Genomic DNA, 15,786 nt, shown 5'->3' with positions numbered 1-15,786 from the left:
GTGTAGTTTGAGATTTGTGGTTTATTGTTGTTCGATTCGGACGGAAAAGATTTAAAATTTGAAATCTAATACCTGCGTCCGGCAGGCGGGTTTGAGATTGCATTCCGCTTCGGAGTTGAATTTGCCACGGCAAACAGGTTTTATCTTTGATTATTGGTGATTTGTATTCCCTTCGGATTTCGAAATTTAATATTCGGAGTTGAAACTTTTTTGGTTCTTGTTATTTGTTTCCTGGTGCTTTTCTATTTCTTCGTATTTAAAACCGCATGGCGCGTAAAAAAAAGACAATCCCCGGCTGGAAGGCTTTGCTGCTAATGACAGGCTTAATGCTATTAACCGCCGGTCTTATATATGGTTATATACGCTGGAGAGAATACCATGTTCATTTTGTGCGTTACACTGCTTTCGGTATTGAGATCCCGGTTAATTATAATATTCATGGCATAGATGTTTCGCATCACCAGGATGTGATAGACTGGCAAGAAGTAAGGCAGATGAATGTAGAAGATATGCAGTTGAGCTTTGCTTTTATTAAAGCCACGGAAGGATTGGTAAACGTAGATAAATTGTTTAAGCGCAACTGGTACAGGGCAAGAGAGGAAGGAATGACAAGAGGTGCATACCATTTTTTTCTGGCTACAAAAAGCGGGAAAAAGCAGGCAGATAATTTTATTGCGCAGGTAACGCTGGAGCCCGGGGATCTGCCCCCGGTGCTGGATGTAGAGCAATTATACGGCGTAAAGCCCGCAACCCTTCGCATAAGGGTTCAGGAATGGCTCACTACTATTGAAACGTACTATAAGGTAAAACCCATTATTTATACCAATGTTGATTTTTATGATCAGTATTTGGGAAAAGCGTTTGACGATTACCCGTTATGGGTTGCGCACTACCTGCAGCCTAATAAGCCGCGTATTGAAAGACCGTGGATATTCTGGCAGCACAGCGAAACCGGGAAGGTTAATGGCATTAGCACCAGGGTAGACTTTAATGTGTTTAACGGTGATTCGGCAGCTTTCCGCCGGTTGTTGTTAAATTAAAAACAAAAGCATTCATATATGAGCAACGGCATTGAACCCGAATTAAAACGGATCATCACAAAAATTTTGCGGGTGATAACAGCTATAATCGTGTGGTCTGTTATTACCATCTTCTTCGGCTTGTATTTAGAGTGGGCTCTGATCAGGGGATCTTTTAATACCTTTAATACGATGTTCTATGCCTGGTTTGTAATAAGCTTTACGGCACTGATCTATTATTTCTACAGGATCTGGAGCGAATAGGGCGTGTTGTACGGGTATTTATAGTTGGCGGAATCGCATTAAGATAGCCACATTCCGCCAAATATGACAATATCGGGGGTTTTGAAATAAGATGCCGTTATGCAGTAAAATTCCTTTAACGGTAATATTTATCAGCCAAACAGGTCGCCTGCTATTACCTGGCTTTGCACCAATTCGGTAGCATAGCTGTTTTCCTGTATGCCAAAGCAGGTTACCATAGCAATAAACACCGTTTTTTTTGCGGGCGCCGCCATTCTTACCAAGGCTCTTTTATTTCTTAGCTCCGCTGCATATTTTTTTGTTATGATAAAAGGAGCATCATAAAACTTTATTTCGCATACATTAATAATATTATCTGCCCTGTCTATGAGCATATCTATCTGTACTCCTCCGGCATCGCCGCCGGCTTCAGTATAAACGGCTGCTATGCCCATTGCTTTTTTTAAATGTAAAGCTTCTTTTAATAGGTTTATTTCTTCTTCACGGCCGGTAAATCCTGCTGCCTGTTGTTAACTGCTGTGATCAGCAACGATTTTCCACTCACCCTTGATTTTACGGATCAGTAAAGTATAATGTCCGCTCAAATCGCCGATACTTCGTTTGAGGAACCATTTACCCACCACGTAATAATATTCCGGGGAAAGGTTTTTTATATGCAGGATCTCAAACCGGAGCCGGCCCATCTTTGAAGTGTCGCTGTAGCTTTTTTTATAGCGGGTTAAGGTGTTCTGGTAGCCATACACCACGCCGCTGCTGCCAATAAACATAAGGGAATCGTTGTTCCAGTAACCTTTTACAAAATTGTTGAGGTCTCCCTTGTTCCAGTACAGGGTTTGATCATCTAATATTTTCAGAATGGCTTTTTCAGCGGCAGACTGGCCGCCGGCCTTTAATTGTCCTAAGCATGCGATGAGCAGCAGGAGTAATAATTTTTGCATAAGTGAGGCGGTATGAAAACCAATATAACGCGAACTTTGGATGTTCGGAAATCAAAATCAATTTTTTATTTCACGGCAACATTTCTACTACGATGCGGGCGTTGCTTAAATGAGCAATCCTTACAGGAATTAAATCGCCCGTTTTTATAGTGGCAAGGGCTTCACCGGGCAACTGCATTTTAGCCTGTATTTTGTCATTAATGAAACTTACATGAGCACCATAGGGCGAAACTTTAGTTACAGTGGCGTCTATTGGCGTTTTATTTTTCAAATACTGTACCGCTTTACGGAATTCGGGAATATAGTTATGCGTAAAAAGTTCGGCGAACAGGCGGTTGGGTTTATCGGGGTGCAGCAATTTAAATTCAACGGGTTCATTAAAACTTTTTTCCGCAGGCGGAATTTCCCATGGAGATAATACCAGCGGGAAAAAAATATAACTACCGATTTCTTTCACAAAAAGGGCATCCTCCACGCGTTTCAAATAGCCTGTAAAGCGGTTATCCGTTGCCGCTTTGTGAATAAGCTGCTCTATTGCCGTATTGTATAAGAACTTTAAATTAAAGGCTATTATCCTTTTACCCCTGTCGGCGCCTTTTATCTGGAAATGCACAACATCGCCTATACGATACTGATGCGGCTTCTTCGTTTTCTGCCCTTCCTTATCGTCTGTTCTGCAGGTGATTGTTTTCTTTTTATCTTTATGCATGTATTCAATGGAAACGTACTGCTTTTCGTGATTAACGGAAGTAACCGTTCCATTCATTATCGCATTATCCATGTAGCGCGCATTTATGCGAAGGTGCGGAAATTATGCGAGGGTGTTGTATACTTAATTTCCCGGGCTGGCATGCAGCAATTGCAAGCCCACGGAAGTGCGTGGCTTAAATCCCGGCCAGGTTTGGGCAGCGGGCGATTCATTTACCATCAGGTATTTCCCTAAGTCCTTTTTCTTCAGGTGAACATCCAGAAAAGCGGTTATGAAATGCTGGTTAATATTATTAATACGCCGCTCGTTCCATGCGGGCTCCGCATAATGATAGTATTCCTGCATAGCTAGCCCCGCCTGTAATGATTCGGGAGGAGGAGGGTTGGGCGCCACGTTATGTCTCGCATTTTCGTAAGTCAGCAGGTAACGGCTGGCATTTATCGCGCCATCATAAATAGCTTTAATTCCATCTTCATAGCCCGACACATCGTCCTTGTTACCGGCAACGAAAAAAACTGGTATTTTTAAACCTTTCAACCCTTCTTCATCCCATACGCCACGCTGCATGCCCCAGGGAGCAAAAGCCACTACAGCCTTAACCCCTGGATCGAAAGAGGTTTTAAAGTCTGCGTTATTTGCCAGAAGGGTATTGATGGCTTTGCTTCCATTGGTGATGGCAGTAAAAAATCCTGCTAACTTTTCACTGTAACCTGCGCCGGCAACATTTAATACACCATAGCCTCCCATTGAATATCCAATGAGCGCAGTATTGCCGGCATCTGCCAATCCCGCTAAAAAACTTCCGCTGTCACTTTTCGCTAAGGCCGCTATCTGGTTCAATACAAACCGTATGTCTTTAGCCCGGTTGAGTAAAGTGCTTTGAAAGCCTTTTGTCTCGGCGTGTGTAGATTCGGTGTGGTCAATGGCCACTACTACATAACCTTTAGACGCCAGGTTTTCGGTGAGATAGGATAACAATACCCTTGAACCCGGGTAGCCGTGTGATACGATGACTAGGGGAAATGCAGCAGCTTCCTTATCAGGAACGGCATCGCGCAGTGCCCTGCCCTTAAAAGTAAAAGGAACAATGGGCCTTAACGAATCATTTGAGCTGCCTAATATATCTTCGTAAACTGCCAGCATGGTTTTGCCTTCAGGCACTATAGCAGGATACCATATTTCTAATTTCAGCGGGCGGTTATACAATGGATCAACGCCTCCTTTCGAATGTAGTATATCTGCCTGGTCTTTATTTATAAGGGTTAAAGTGCGTACACCTGCTTTATATGGGCCTCTTGCCGCCAGTTCCGGGGCATCGGGTAATGCATCGCCGTTAATAAATGACTCCGCAATGGTTTGTGCTTTTGCCGGTGCGGTAATCAAAAAGCAAAGTGAAATGATGAGTAAACGAGTGGGTTTCATTGTTAAGGACTTGAAATATTGAAAAGGATCGAACTTTCGGTAGCCATTGACGGAATTAAAAGCTTTGCTATAAATATAAGCTAAATGAAGCACCCGGTTTATACAAGCGTATTCCGGATTACCCGGCCGGTATGACCTGTTATTCCGTTTTCCTGTTCCCCTCTTTGTCAAACAACTTTTTTAAGTGCCGCTCCGTAAGCGGAATGGGCAGGATACTGAATAAAAAAGTGAGTACAATTCCTGTAATAATACCTGTTTGGCTTAAGAATGAGAGAAAGAAGGAAAGCAGCCCTGTTGCGGTAAGTATACCACCGCAAAGCAGCATCAGCTTTGAAGAATAGCGGTTGGCTTCCTCCCATGTTTGCTGGTTGCGCATGGATGCTTTTGTTCTGTAACCGTAAACCGTATTGATCTTTTCAGGTGAATGTAACAGGGTTATTACACTGACAATAATAAGTGTACAGCCGGTAACGAATGTAATAATGGTAAAGGGAGACATATTGTTTTTTAATTGCTGTTACCTGTTATACCAGAAACTTATTTCTGTTTGGCCACTTTATACAATAGCCCACCCAGCACGGCAAAAAAGATCACCCCCAATATTTCATAGCCTAAGGCCCCGCCCAGCACATTAGTGATCCCGTTTTCAAAGCTCAGCTTTTCCAATCCTTTTGAAATGGTATCGTTGGCAGCCAGGAAGGCTACGATCACTCCTGCTATGGCGCCGCCCGCAACCAACCCGGTGGCGAACAGGTTGCCTTTGCCAAGGTCTTCTTCACCTGCTTTAATGGCTTCCCCTTTTCTTTTGGCCTGCCAGTCAACAATACCCCGTATAGCGCCGCCTATAAAAATAGGTAAAGTGGTTGCCAAAGGCAGGTACAAACCAATGGCAAATGATAAAGCTTTAATACCGCAAAGCTCTACCACCACAGCCACAAAAACACCCACCAGCACATACTGCCAGTCCAGGTTAAACGACAGCACGCCTTTTATTAGTGTAGCCATTAACGTGGCCTGCGGCGCCGCATAGGTGCTTTGGCCAATGGCATGATGGATGCCCTGCGCTACCATTTCAGGTGTGGGGGTATCCAGCACTTTTATGGTTATGCCTATTGCCAGGGAAGAAACGATTACTCCAATGAACAGCGCCAATTGCTGGTACCGTGGTGTAGCACCAATGATATAACCGGTTTTAAGATCCTGCGAAGTAGCGCCTGCATTAGCGGCGGCAATGCATATCATTCCTCCAACCACCAGCACCATGGGTTCATAAGATTTACCCGTCCAGCCTACCACTATAAAAATTAAGCAGGTGCCCAGGATAGTGGCAATGGTCATCCCGGAAATAGGGTTATTGGAAGAACCGATCAGCCCCACAATACGGGAAGAAACGGTTACGAACAATGCGCCAAACACTACAATAAGCACCCCCACCAGCAAGCGGCTGATAAAATTTTCGCCGGGGATGAATGGTAAAACCGATACGATCAATATCAGTCCCAAACTTCCGAAGCCCACCACTTTTAAACTCAGATCCTTTTCTGTGCGCAATTCTTCAGTGGTTATGTTGCCGGCATTCTTATTTTTTAATGATCCCAGGCTGCTTTTAAATGAAGAGACGATAGTGGGTAAGGTTTTCAGCAGCGTTATAAAACCGCCTGCCGCAACGGCGCCCGCCCCTATTTGCCGGATATAGGCCCAATAAATGGCGTTTGAAAAATCGGCAAAAGTATGGGTATCGGGGTTCCAGCCGCCTCTTCCTCCTGCAGTACTCATATCGGCGAGTACCCCGAGCTTTACCAGTTGCGCGGCAATGGCATCGGCAGGTACCAGTGTGGCCAGCAAAGGGATCAATACAAAAGAGGCCAGTACGCTGCCCGCTACCAGCACGCCACCTATTTTGGGCCCGATGATATAACCTACGCCCAGGTATTCAGGCGTTATTTCACCACTCACTTTGGCTGAGGGCAGGAATTTATTAACCTGCTTAGTCATGAACTCCGGCGTTTCGGCAATTACATGAACGATCTTTTGTAAGAAAGCGTACACCAGCGCAAAGCCTACTCCTGTAAAAGCGGTTTTAGCAAAATCACCCCCTTTCTCTCCTGCTTTTAATACAGCAGCGCAGGCCGTTCCTTCCGGATAGGGAAGCGTATCGTGTTCCTTTACGATCAGCGGCCGCCGCAGGGGGATCATCATTAAAGTGCCCAGTATGCCGCCCAGTATTGCCAGGGTGAGTATGGTTACATAATTAAAATAATCTTCATTGGCCTTATCGCTCAAAAATAAAAACCCCGGCAGTGTAAATACAACCCCTGCCGCAATGCTTTCACCGGCAGACCCGGTAGTTTGGATGATATTGTTCTCGAGAATGGTAGTCTTTAAAAAAAGCCTGCTGAGTGTAATAGCCATTACCGCAATGGGTATGGAGGCGGAAACGGTTAACCCGGCTTTGAGCGCGAGATATACGGTAGACGCGCCGAAGATGATACCAAACACCGAACCGGTTAATACGGCTTTAATGGTAAATTCGGCCATTCTGGTTTCGGGTGCTATAAAGGGCTGAAATTTTTTTTCAGGCATAATTTGGAGGTTTTCGGAAGAAAGATAAAGAAAATAGGGATTAGGTAAATAATAATCAACGCCCGGATCAGATCACCAGCTTTTTAAATAAAGAGAAATGCTGCATCGCTTCCAGTATGCCGCCTGCGCCCTCTTCTTTTGCATGGTATATAGCAGGAAAGCCTGCCGTTGCTTCCATTAAGCCGGGTTCTGCATTGCCCACTACAACCCCTTTGTATCCTGTTTTAAATAAAGACAGGTCGTTGAAGGTATCGCCTGCCACCAGAATGTTTTCTATGGTAAAATGATATTGTTTGGCCAGCAACTGCAGGCTGTATCCTTTATTAATGCCTTTGGGTAATACATCCGCGAACTTTCCGGCAGACAACACCAGGTCGCAATTCAATTGCTCCACTTTATCCTTTAAATCGTCAACATCCGTATGCACGTCATAAAAATAAGAGCAGCGCCGTTGCTGCGGAACGTTCTGCGCTACGAGGCCTTTTACGCCGGATAGTAATTCGGCTACCTGTTTTTTTCCCGGCCATCTTTCTTCAATCAATGATTGAATGGGCTCAACGGGTTCAAGCGAATTGCCACTTACAATAGTGGCACCCACATCACAAATAATAAAATCCGGCTTCGGCATTAAGGGTTCTTCAAAAAGAGGTAAAATGGTTGCCAGTCCCCTGCCGCTAACAAAAACAAGCTGAAGCGCTTTATGACTGTTTATTATACGATACAGCGCTGCCCGCTGCGCAGGGGCTCCGCCTAAAAATGTGCCGTCTAAATCAGTAGCCAGTAACATTATGTTTTCCTTTTTTTTATATGTGGCAAGGCAAATATCCCTTATAAAATGATGATATGCCGTTTATCTGAAAAAAAGTGCCAGCTAAATACAACTTGAATCAGCCACTAATGCATGAATACTTAATGTGTTTTGGTACATCCATTCGTGTATTAGTGACGTATTAAACCCTTGCAGGCTCTTGTTGTACAGAATGTTACAAATGGCACGAATTATTCGTGATAATTAGTGTATCGTGGATAAAGGCAACACATTATACTAGACCCCCGGAATTATTTTTAAGCAGCTTTTAACCGGCAGCATAACTCTGTTTAGGCGGCTTTTATTATACCTGCATACCAAAAATCATCCTTAATCGTTCCTATTAATAAAAAATATAAGGGAAAGCAATAGCTACATTTAACCATAATGCTATGAAAAAATTGATCATTTGTGCAGCATGCGGCTTTTTGCTGGTGTCGTATATAAGTGGGTGCTCACCAAAATATGGGTGCCCGGCTAATGGTAAGAGCGTTGGAGCAGAAAGAGTACTGAGCGGGGAAAAGGCGCCTAAGGCAAAGTCTTTTAAAAATTAGTCTCACCACTAAAAATAAAGCTATGAACCTGACCCTGCGTAACGATTATGGCTGTACTGAGGCTGTAATTGATGAAAACTGCGGCTTCGACAAATTTTATGGCGTAGCCGGTTTACTTGCCGATAAGCTACAGGTACAGTTTACCAACAAAATTGATGACCTCGATACGTCTTACTGGGATTTTAATTACAACGGACATAAGCTTACCCTGCATTATAACATATATGATGGCGTATCTATTTTACCTGTGCGGCTAAGGCGGGCCGTTGCAAAAGACAATGAAGCGATAAAAGAGCTGGCCATGGTTTTGCAGCAGCTCAGTTAGTATCCTTTCTCCGAAATAGAATCGAGTATATTATAATAGCTCAGGTAACGCTCTATATTGATTTTCCCTTCTTCTACCGCTGCCTTAACAGCACAGCCCGGTTCATTAATATGCAAACAATTATTAAACTGGCAATCCGTTATAACTTCCCTCATCTCGGGGAAATAATGCGAAAGCTCCTGCTTTGAAATATCAACAAGCCCAAATTCACGGATCCCCGGCGTATCAATAATTCTTCCGCCAAAAGGAAGATCAAACATTTCCGCGAACGTGGTAGTGTGCAGGCCTTTACCGCTCCAGCCGCTTACTTCCTGTGTTTTGAGCGCAAAATCCGGCATTACCGCGTTAATAAATGAAGACTTTCCCACGCCCGAATGCCCGCTGATCAAAGAAGTTTTATGTTGTAAAATTTGTTGTATATCTTTTATCCCTTCACCCTTTTCTACACTCATTAAAATAACGGTATACCCGATTGCCTCATACATGGCTTTTCTCTCTTCAAACTGGCGCATTTCTTTTTCCCGGTGCAGATCGGATTTATTGAATACCAATACCGCGGGTATATGGTAGGCTTCAGCGGCAACCAAAAAACGGTCAATAAATCCCTGTGATGTGCGCGGATCCCTGAGTGTACAGATCAGTAAGGTTTGGTCAATATTGGCCGCGATAATATGATGATGGTATTTATGAGCGGGCGACTGCCGGTTAATATAATTACGCCGGTCATAAATATGCGTGATAACAGCGCTTTGCTCCTCGCCTTCTTCTATTACTATATCTATTTCATCGCCAACGGTAACGGGGTTGGTAGATGTAATGCCATCCATTTTAAACCTGCCTTTTATCCTCGCATTGTACAACGATCCGTCCTGGCTTTTCACTACGTACCAGCTTCCTGTAGATTTGTATACCAGGGCTTTCATGCAATACAATAAATTAATTCTTTCTGCTGTTGTTATTAAATCCGGAAGCGGTATCTATAAATGCCATTTTGTTTTAAGCCGCTTCCTGTACTGTAGGGCTATTGTTCTGCGTTACTGCAGGATCATGCTGCGTTCACCCTTCGCGTACGCTTTCATCCATGAAGTTATTGTATTTACCCATGCGGCATCCGTATTAATACAGGGAATAAAAGTGAAAGATTCCCCGCCTGCATGTAAGAAGGTTTCCTTTCCTTCCACTGCTATTTCTTCGAGCGTTTCCAAACAATCACTCACAAAGGCAGGGCAAAGCACTGCTATTTTCTTTTTACCCTCTTTGGGGAGCTCCGCCAGGCGTATATCGGTAAAAGGTTCCAGCCATCCTTTACCCAGCCGCGACTGAAAGGAAATGCTGTACCTGCTTTCCGGGATATTAAGCTTTTGGGTAAGCAGGCGTGTGGTTTCAAAGCATTGGTGCCTGTAGCAAAAAGCATGCGCGGGAGAATCGGTCTGGCAACAGTTCTCTGTTTTTAAACAATGGTTGCCCGTAATATCCGATTTATGTATATGCCTTTGCGGTACACCGTGATAGCTGAATAAAATGTGATCATAATCCTGCTGCAGGTAAGGAATGATACTTTCTTCCATTGCCTGTAAATAATTGGGCTCGTTGTAAAATGGTTTGATAAAGGAAAGGGAAAAAGGATATTTTCCTTTTTTGTGTATGGTTTTCGCATGTTCTACCGCTGTTTCGTACGATGACATGGCGAAGTGGGGGTAGAGCGGAACAGCGATCACTTCTTCAAGCGACGGCAACCGCTTCATCAAATTATTATAAGCTGTGGCAACGGATGGGTTGCCGTACCGCATGGCTATTTCAACAGGCGCTTCCATTTGTTGCTGCACCGCTTCCTGTAATTGTTGGGTAATTACAATCAGGGGAGAACCGCCTTCCGTCCATATAGAACGGTAAGCAGCCGCTGATTTTGGAGCGCGAAAGGGTACAATTATACCGCCTACCAGCAGCAGCCGCCACGGGTAAGGGTAATCAATCACCCGTCCATCCATTAAAAACTCCATCAAATAACGGCGAACATCTTTCACTTCGGTTGAATCGGGCGAGCCGAGATTCATTAATATTATCCCCTGTTTGGCAGATGTGTTTATCATGATAATTGATATACTTGCTTCAGTAAAATGATAAAGGTCACGCAGGGTGACCTTTATTGATATGATGGATCAAAAACGGGACGCCGCATCAATGGTACGGTCCAGGTCTTGATAGGTAATGGCATTACTTATAAACCAGGTTTCAAAAGCAGAAGGAGGCAAATATACGCCGGAATTCAACATATGATGAAAAAACTTATTGAAAACTTCAATATCTGCTTCCGATGCCGAGGTGAAATCTGTAATATCGTGGTCGCTGAAATGCACACTGATCATGCTTCCCAAACGGTTGATCCGGAAAGGATGCGGCCCGGCCCTGAATACCTCACTCAATCCTTTTTCAAGATAGGCGCCCTTGGTTTCCAGCTCATCATATATTACCGGGTTGGCATTTAACCCCCGAAGCAGCGTGTATCCAGCAATCATTGCCAAAGGGTTGCCACTTAAGGTACCGGCCTGGTATACGCTCCCTACCGGCGCTATATGATTCATGATCTCCTTTCTGCCCGCAAAAGCACCTACCGGCATGCCGGCGCCGATAATTTTTCCATAAGTAATAATATCGGCATTCACCTTCAGCTTTTCCTGTGCGCCTCCCTTGGCCAGTCTGAACCCGGTCATTACTTCATCAAAGATCAGTAATATATTTTCCCTGTCGCAAATTTTCCGGAGCGTTTCCAGGAATCCTTCTCCAGGCAAAATACAGCCCATGTTACCGGCTACGGGTTCAATAATAATAGCGGCAATTTCATTCCTGTTTTCCGCTACTAAGTTCTCAACGGCAGCTATATCATTATAAGCGCAGGTTAAGGTATCGGCGGCAACGCCTGGTGTTACCCCCGGCACTTTTTGTATATTAAAGGTGGCCACACCGCTTCCTGCTTTCACCAAAAAGCAATCTGCGTGGCCGTGATAACAACCTTCAAATTTGATGAGCTTATTTTTGCCGGTATAGCCTCTTGCCAGCCGTATAGCGCTCATGCAGGCTTCGGTGCCGCTGCTTACCATTCTGATCAGGTCAACATTAGGCGCCATGCTTTTGATGAGCTCGGCTATTTCAATTTCCAGTTCGGTAGGCGCGCCAAAGGAGGTAGATGAGCCAGCCTTATCGCGAATAGCTTTGATAACCGGTTCATAGGCATGACCTAAGATCATTGGACCCCAGGAGTTGATGAAATCAATATACTGATTCCCGTCAACATCGTATAAATAAGCTCCTTTGGCTCTTTCAATAAATACCGGGGTGCCTCCAACGCTTTTGAATGCCCGTACGGGAGAGTTTACGCCGCCGGGGATGGAATGCTGGGCACGTTCAAATAAGGCTTTGCTGGATTGGTAATTCATGGTGAATAAGTGAATGGTGAATAGTGATTGGGCGATGCCTATATTAATGCTTTGAACAAGATAGTATTAACCCCGTCAATAATTTAAAGGTGCTGACCATCTTTTCTTCTATATTTTTCATGTCAATATTATTCAAATAGTTTAAATCACTGGCTGCAAAATAATTGTTTTACACTTACATCTCATATGCTGTCTATTCATTCACCATTGCCTCATTCACCATTCACCTTCCTCAGGTCAACATCCCCGCCGCATCTTTTGCAAAATAAGTAGCTATAAGATCAGCACCAGCGCGTTTGATAGCAGTAAGGCTTTCTATAATGGCTTTTGACTCATCGAGCCAGCCCATTTTTGCCGCGGCTTTTATCATGGCGTATTCCCCGCTTACATGATACGCGCTTACTGGAACGGTAACGGTATTTTTTATTTCTCTTATAATATCAAGATAAGCCATAGCCGGTTTTACCATTACAATATCGGCGCCCTCATCAATATCCCTCAGTGTTTCATTCACGGCTTCTATGCGGTTGGCATAATTCATCTGGTAGGTTTTTTTATCACCAAAGCCGGGTGCACTATCCAATGCATCGCGAAACGGCCCGTAAAAGCAGGAAGCGTATTTAGCGCTATACGACATAATGCCGGTATGGGTAAAACGATTTTCTTCCAGCGCTTTCCGGATGGCGCCAATGCGGCCATCCATCATATCGCTGGGCGCAACAAAATCGGCGCCTGCCAGGGCATGGCTCAGGCTCATTTTTACAAGGGCTTCAACCGTTTCATCATTTAATATCTTTCTGTTTTTTACGATGCCGTCATGGCCGTATTCAGAATAAGGATCCAGTGCCACATCCGTCATTACGATCATTTCCGGCACCGCATCTTTAATGGCTTTAATGCTGCGTTGCATCAGCCCGTTTTCGTTCCATGCTTCTTTGCCCGTATTGTCTTTCCATTCGTCTTTGCATTTTATGAAAAGCAAAACGCTTTTAATGCCCATGCTCCACAGTGTTTTTACTTCTTTAACCGTATTGTCAACCGAATAACGGTAATATCCGGGCATGGAAGGAATTTCGTAAGCGATATCCCTACCTTCATCAATAAAAAGGGGCGCAATAAAATCATTGGGCGTTAATACCGTTTCGGCTACCATGCTGCGAATGGCTGCATTGCTGCGAAGTATACGGTTTCTGCGTTGTAAGTACATGGTATCAGTTTGATATTTGTTGTTTGTAGTTTATCGTTGCATTTGGCTTCGTTTTTCGGATTTAAGGCTTCGGATTTAATATTTGAATTTTATTTGTTTCTTGTGATTTGTTTCTTGATGCTTTGTATTCCCTCGGATTTCGAAATTCCAGCCTCGGAGTTAAATTGTCTTTTACTGTTTGTCACTTTTTTTGCGGAAAAAAAGTAACCAAAAAAGCCGCCCGAAAACGATTACTGCCCGTTTTCGGGAAGGAGCCTTGATAGTGCTTTTCTGCTACTGTGATTTCTACTTCATTTCGCTGCTGCTTTCTCATTTTTCAGTAGTCCGTATTATAGCTATTTTTTTTGAGCATTGAAATTGTATTCTGCTTTGAATTTAATATTTGAATTTTATTTGTTTCTTGTTATTTGTTTCTTGATGCTTTGTATTCCCTCGGATTTCGAAATTCCGGCTTCGGGCTTAATTTTACCCTCACACCCACTCCTGCGGATGCAAACAAACCTGCAGCAGTTTATCTTCTTCACTCCCTGCTTCGGGCTGATAATTATATTCAAATCGTACAGTGGGTGGCAGGCTCATGAGTATGCTCTCGGTTCTTCCATTGGTTTTTAAACCGAACAGGGTGCCCCTGTCGTGTATGAGGTTAAACTCAACATAACGTCCCCTGCGGATCTCCTGCCAGTGCTTATGCTTTTCGTTCCATTCCGTGTTTTTTCTTTTAGCAACAACCGGCAGGTAGGCATTAATAAAGCAATTGCCGTTAGCCTGCTGAAAGGCGAATAACCGGTTAGCGTCTTCATCATTCAGCGGGCGGAGATAATCATAAAACACGCCGCCGATCCCCCGCATTTCATTACCGCGGTGGGTATTAGAGAAATAGGTATCGCATTGCCGCTTAAACTTTGGATATAGCGCTTCCCCAAAGGGCTGCATGGCATCGCGAAGGGTTTGATGAAAGTGTCGCGCGTCTTCCTCAAACAAATAATAAGGGGTAAGGTCGGCGCCTCCGCCAAGCCACCGGTCTGTTATCTTTCCTGCCGTATCGTATAGCTCAAAGTAGCGCCAGTTAGCGTGTACCGTAGGCACAAAAGGGTTAAGCGGGTGTATAACAATACTAAGCCCGCAGGCAAACCAGCTATCGCCATTGATCTTCAACTGGTTTCGCATGGCGTCATTTACTTTGCCGTGCACAACCGATGTATTTACACCTGCCTTTTCAAATACCTTTCCATTCGATATCACTCTGGTTCTTCCTCCTCCTCCTTCGTCCCGGTCCCAGTTATCTTCCACAAACCCGGCTTCCCCATCTTCCTGCTCTACTGCATGGCAAATATGGTTTTGAAGATCATGTATATAACTGATCCAACTGTTAGTAGTGAGTTGTGAATGGTGAATGGTGAATGATTCGTCAATGCCCGACAGATTATGGGTTTTCATTTCTTTTCGTTTATTTAATACAGCCCATTCAGGTTTTCATTAAAATGCGTTTTATTGCGCCCTCCCGTTGCTCCATCCCTTAACCGTATCTACAAATGCGCGGGCATGATCAACGGGTATATTGGGTAAAATACCATGCCCGAGATTTGCGATATATCTTTCCCCGCCAAAAGCGGCAAGCATTGCTTCCACTTCTTTTTTAATAACAGGGATGGGTGACAATAGTTTTGCGGGATCGAAATTACCCTGTAAAGTTACTTTATCTCCCGCTAAGCTCCGGGCCATTTGCGGGGTAATGCACCAGTCAATGCCCAGTGCCTGTGCGCCCGTTTCTGCCATAGCATCCAAAGAATGCCATGCTCCCTTGGCAAAAACAATAACCGGTACTTTGTCTTTTAACGCGGTTACGATCTGCCGGATGTATTGTAAGGAAATGGTTTCGAAATCAGCAGGACTTAGCAGCCCGCCCCAACTGTCGAATACCTGGATCACATCCGCCCCGGCTTCCACCTGCGCTTCGAGGTAAGCAATGGTAGTGTCGGTGATCATTTGCAGCAGTTGATGTGCCACCCGGGGCTGGGTATAACAAAAAGCTTTGGCCTCGTCAAAGGTTTTACTGCCTTTACCCTGTACCATATAGCATAATAGGGTCCAGGGCGCTCCTGCAAAGCCGATAAGCGGCACACGGCTGTTCAATTCTTTTTTAATCAGTTGTATGGCATCAAACACATATTGCAGCTTTTCGTGCACATCGGGTATACATACCCGGTGTAAATCGGAAGCGGTCTTTACGGGGTTTGGCAGAAAGGGCCCCTTACTTTCTATCAACTGCACTTCAAGCCCCATAGCCTGCGGCACTACCAGTATATCAGAAAAAAGGATAGCCGCATCCACGCCAATGATATCTACGGGCTGCAAAGTAATTTCGCATGCCAGCTCAGGGGTTTGGCAACGCTCAAAAAAACCATATTTTTCCCGCAGCTTCATGTACTGGGGTAAATAACGGCCTGCCTGCCGCATCATCCAAACCGGCGGGCGTTCTACAGGTTTACCGCTGAGTGCTTTTAATAATAAATCGTTCTTCAT

The 15,786-nt window shown here is 44.4% G+C and carries 17 protein-coding genes; 4 read left to right on the top strand and 13 right to left on the bottom strand.

Features of this window, described 5'->3' with window-relative positions; all coding sequences use genetic code 11:
- The first annotated feature begins 266 nt into the window (after positions 1-266).
- Together PLE34_RS01325 and PLE34_RS01320 are read left to right on the top strand one after the other, a co-directional pair.
- A complete protein-coding gene (locus tag PLE34_RS01325) occupies positions 267-1,040 on the top strand; it encodes a glycoside hydrolase family 25 protein (RefSeq protein WP_324553383.1) in 774 nt (257 codons plus the stop codon).
- An 18-nt stretch (positions 1,041-1,058) separates the two neighbouring features.
- Positions 1,059-1,283 carry a hypothetical protein gene (locus PLE34_RS01320; protein ID WP_324553380.1) on the top strand — a complete coding sequence of 75 codons (225 nt, stop codon included), beginning with the start codon at positions 1,059-1,061 and terminating at the stop codon, positions 1,281-1,283.
- Positions 1,284-1,414: 131 nt separating this feature from the next.
- On the opposite strand, the gene PLE34_RS01315 is transcribed toward PLE34_RS01320, so the two are convergent.
- From PLE34_RS01315 to PLE34_RS01285, 7 genes are all read right to left on the bottom strand, one after another.
- Positions 1,415-1,717 carry an ATPase gene (locus PLE34_RS01315; RefSeq protein WP_324553377.1) on the bottom strand — a complete coding sequence of 101 codons (303 nt, stop codon included), beginning with the start codon at positions 1,715-1,717 and terminating at the stop codon, positions 1,415-1,417.
- Positions 1,718-1,792: 75 nt separating this feature from the next.
- On the bottom strand, positions 1,793-2,221 hold the full coding sequence (locus tag PLE34_RS01310) for a YybH family protein (protein ID WP_324553374.1): 429 nt from the start codon (positions 2,219-2,221) through the stop codon (positions 1,793-1,795).
- 70 nt (positions 2,222-2,291) lie between these two features.
- The gene (locus tag PLE34_RS01305) at positions 2,292-3,002 is read right to left on the bottom strand and encodes a hypothetical protein (RefSeq protein ID WP_324553371.1); all 711 of its coding nucleotides are present in this window, start codon (positions 3,000-3,002) and stop codon (positions 2,292-2,294) included.
- 51 nt (positions 3,003-3,053) lie between these two features.
- Positions 3,054-4,352, bottom strand: coding sequence for an alpha/beta hydrolase family protein (locus PLE34_RS01300; RefSeq protein WP_324553368.1), 1,299 nt, complete (start codon positions 4,350-4,352; stop codon positions 3,054-3,056).
- 139 nt (positions 4,353-4,491) lie between these two features.
- Positions 4,492-4,851 (bottom strand): SdpI family protein, encoded by a 360-nt coding sequence (locus PLE34_RS01295; RefSeq protein ID WP_324553365.1) that lies wholly within the window; start codon positions 4,849-4,851, stop codon positions 4,492-4,494.
- A 38-nt stretch (positions 4,852-4,889) separates the two neighbouring features.
- On the bottom strand, positions 4,890-6,935 hold the full coding sequence (locus PLE34_RS01290) for an OPT family oligopeptide transporter (RefSeq protein WP_324553362.1): 2,046 nt from the start codon (positions 6,933-6,935) through the stop codon (positions 4,890-4,892).
- A gap of 67 nt (positions 6,936-7,002) precedes the next feature.
- A complete protein-coding gene (locus tag PLE34_RS01285; RefSeq protein WP_324553359.1) occupies positions 7,003-7,722 on the bottom strand; it encodes an HAD-IIB family hydrolase in 720 nt (239 codons plus the stop codon).
- Positions 7,723-8,135: 413 nt separating this feature from the next.
- Between PLE34_RS01285 and PLE34_RS01280 the strand changes: the two genes are divergently transcribed.
- Together PLE34_RS01280 and PLE34_RS01275 are read left to right on the top strand one after the other, a co-directional pair.
- A complete protein-coding gene (locus PLE34_RS01280) occupies positions 8,136-8,297 on the top strand; it encodes a hypothetical protein (RefSeq protein ID WP_324553356.1) in 162 nt (53 codons plus the stop codon).
- 22 nt (positions 8,298-8,319) lie between these two features.
- On the top strand, positions 8,320-8,622 hold the full coding sequence (locus tag PLE34_RS01275; RefSeq protein WP_324553353.1) for a DUF3630 family protein: 303 nt from the start codon (positions 8,320-8,322) through the stop codon (positions 8,620-8,622).
- Here the strand turns inward: PLE34_RS01275 and rsgA are convergent.
- The 6 genes from rsgA to hemE form a co-directional block, all read right to left on the bottom strand.
- Complete coding sequence (gene rsgA / locus PLE34_RS01270; protein ID WP_324553350.1) at positions 8,619-9,545, bottom strand: ribosome small subunit-dependent GTPase A; 927 nt, start codon at positions 9,543-9,545, stop codon at positions 8,619-8,621. The two genes, PLE34_RS01275 and rsgA, sit on opposite strands and share 4 nt — an antisense overlap.
- 111 nt (positions 9,546-9,656) lie before the next feature.
- Positions 9,657-10,712: a ferrochelatase gene (hemH, locus tag PLE34_RS01265; RefSeq protein ID WP_324553347.1), complete on the bottom strand. Its 1,056-nt coding sequence runs from the start codon at positions 10,710-10,712 to the stop codon at positions 9,657-9,659.
- A gap of 69 nt (positions 10,713-10,781) precedes the next feature.
- Positions 10,782-12,056 carry a glutamate-1-semialdehyde 2,1-aminomutase gene (hemL, locus tag PLE34_RS01260; RefSeq protein ID WP_324553344.1) on the bottom strand — a complete coding sequence of 425 codons (1,275 nt, stop codon included), beginning with the start codon at positions 12,054-12,056 and terminating at the stop codon, positions 10,782-10,784.
- 232 nt (positions 12,057-12,288) lie between these two features.
- Positions 12,289-13,263: a porphobilinogen synthase gene (gene hemB, locus PLE34_RS01255; RefSeq protein WP_324553341.1), complete on the bottom strand. Its 975-nt coding sequence runs from the start codon at positions 13,261-13,263 to the stop codon at positions 12,289-12,291.
- A gap of 471 nt (positions 13,264-13,734) precedes the next feature.
- Complete coding sequence (gene hemF / locus PLE34_RS01250; RefSeq protein WP_324553338.1) at positions 13,735-14,700, bottom strand: oxygen-dependent coproporphyrinogen oxidase; 966 nt, start codon at positions 14,698-14,700, stop codon at positions 13,735-13,737.
- Positions 14,701-14,751: 51 nt separating this feature from the next.
- Entirely contained in the window at positions 14,752-15,786 is a 1,035-nt protein-coding gene (gene hemE / locus PLE34_RS01245) for a uroporphyrinogen decarboxylase (RefSeq protein ID WP_324553335.1), read from the bottom strand.

This window comes from Agriterribacter sp. (assembly GCF_035445465.1).
Taxonomy (GTDB): Bacteria; Bacteroidota; Bacteroidia; order Chitinophagales; family Chitinophagaceae; genus Agriterribacter.
Note: the sequence above shows the minus strand (reverse complement) of the source record. Positions and strands in the feature narration are given on the sequence as shown.

Excerpts from the sequence above, each read along its gene's own strand:
- PLE34_RS01325 (WP_324553383.1), top strand. The coding sequence starts at position 267 with ATGGCGCGTAAAAAAAAGACAATCCCCGGCTGGAAGGCTTTGCTGCTA.
- PLE34_RS01320 (WP_324553380.1), top strand. The coding sequence starts at position 1,059 with ATGAGCAACGGCATTGAACCCGAATTAAAACGGATCATCACAAAAATT.
- PLE34_RS01315 (WP_324553377.1), bottom strand. The coding sequence starts at position 1,717 with ATGGGCATAGCAGCCGTTTATACTGAAGCCGGCGGCGATGCCGGAGGA.
- PLE34_RS01310 (WP_324553374.1), bottom strand. The coding sequence starts at position 2,221 with ATGCAAAAATTATTACTCCTGCTGCTCATCGCATGCTTAGGACAATTA.
- PLE34_RS01305 (WP_324553371.1), bottom strand. The coding sequence starts at position 3,002 with ATGGATAATGCGATAATGAATGGAACGGTTACTTCCGTTAATCACGAA.
- PLE34_RS01300 (WP_324553368.1), bottom strand. The coding sequence starts at position 4,352 with ATGAAACCCACTCGTTTACTCATCATTTCACTTTGCTTTTTGATTACC.
- PLE34_RS01295 (WP_324553365.1), bottom strand. The coding sequence starts at position 4,851 with ATGTCTCCCTTTACCATTATTACATTCGTTACCGGCTGTACACTTATT.
- PLE34_RS01290 (WP_324553362.1), bottom strand. The coding sequence starts at position 6,935 with ATGCCTGAAAAAAAATTTCAGCCCTTTATAGCACCCGAAACCAGAATG.
- PLE34_RS01285 (WP_324553359.1), bottom strand. The coding sequence starts at position 7,722 with ATGTTACTGGCTACTGATTTAGACGGCACATTTTTAGGCGGAGCCCCT.
- PLE34_RS01280 (WP_324553356.1), top strand. The coding sequence starts at position 8,136 with ATGAAAAAATTGATCATTTGTGCAGCATGCGGCTTTTTGCTGGTGTCG.
- PLE34_RS01275 (WP_324553353.1), top strand. The coding sequence starts at position 8,320 with ATGAACCTGACCCTGCGTAACGATTATGGCTGTACTGAGGCTGTAATT.
- rsgA (WP_324553350.1), bottom strand. The coding sequence starts at position 9,545 with ATGAAAGCCCTGGTATACAAATCTACAGGAAGCTGGTACGTAGTGAAA.
- hemH (WP_324553347.1), bottom strand. The coding sequence starts at position 10,712 with ATGATAAACACATCTGCCAAACAGGGGATAATATTAATGAATCTCGGC.
- hemL (WP_324553344.1), bottom strand. The coding sequence starts at position 12,056 with ATGAATTACCAATCCAGCAAAGCCTTATTTGAACGTGCCCAGCATTCC.
- hemB (WP_324553341.1), bottom strand. The coding sequence starts at position 13,263 with ATGTACTTACAACGCAGAAACCGTATACTTCGCAGCAATGCAGCCATT.
- hemF (WP_324553338.1), bottom strand. The coding sequence starts at position 14,700 with ATGAAAACCCATAATCTGTCGGGCATTGACGAATCATTCACCATTCAC.
- hemE (WP_324553335.1), bottom strand. The coding sequence starts at position 15,786 with ATGAAGAACGATTTATTATTAAAAGCACTCAGCGGTAAACCTGTAGAA.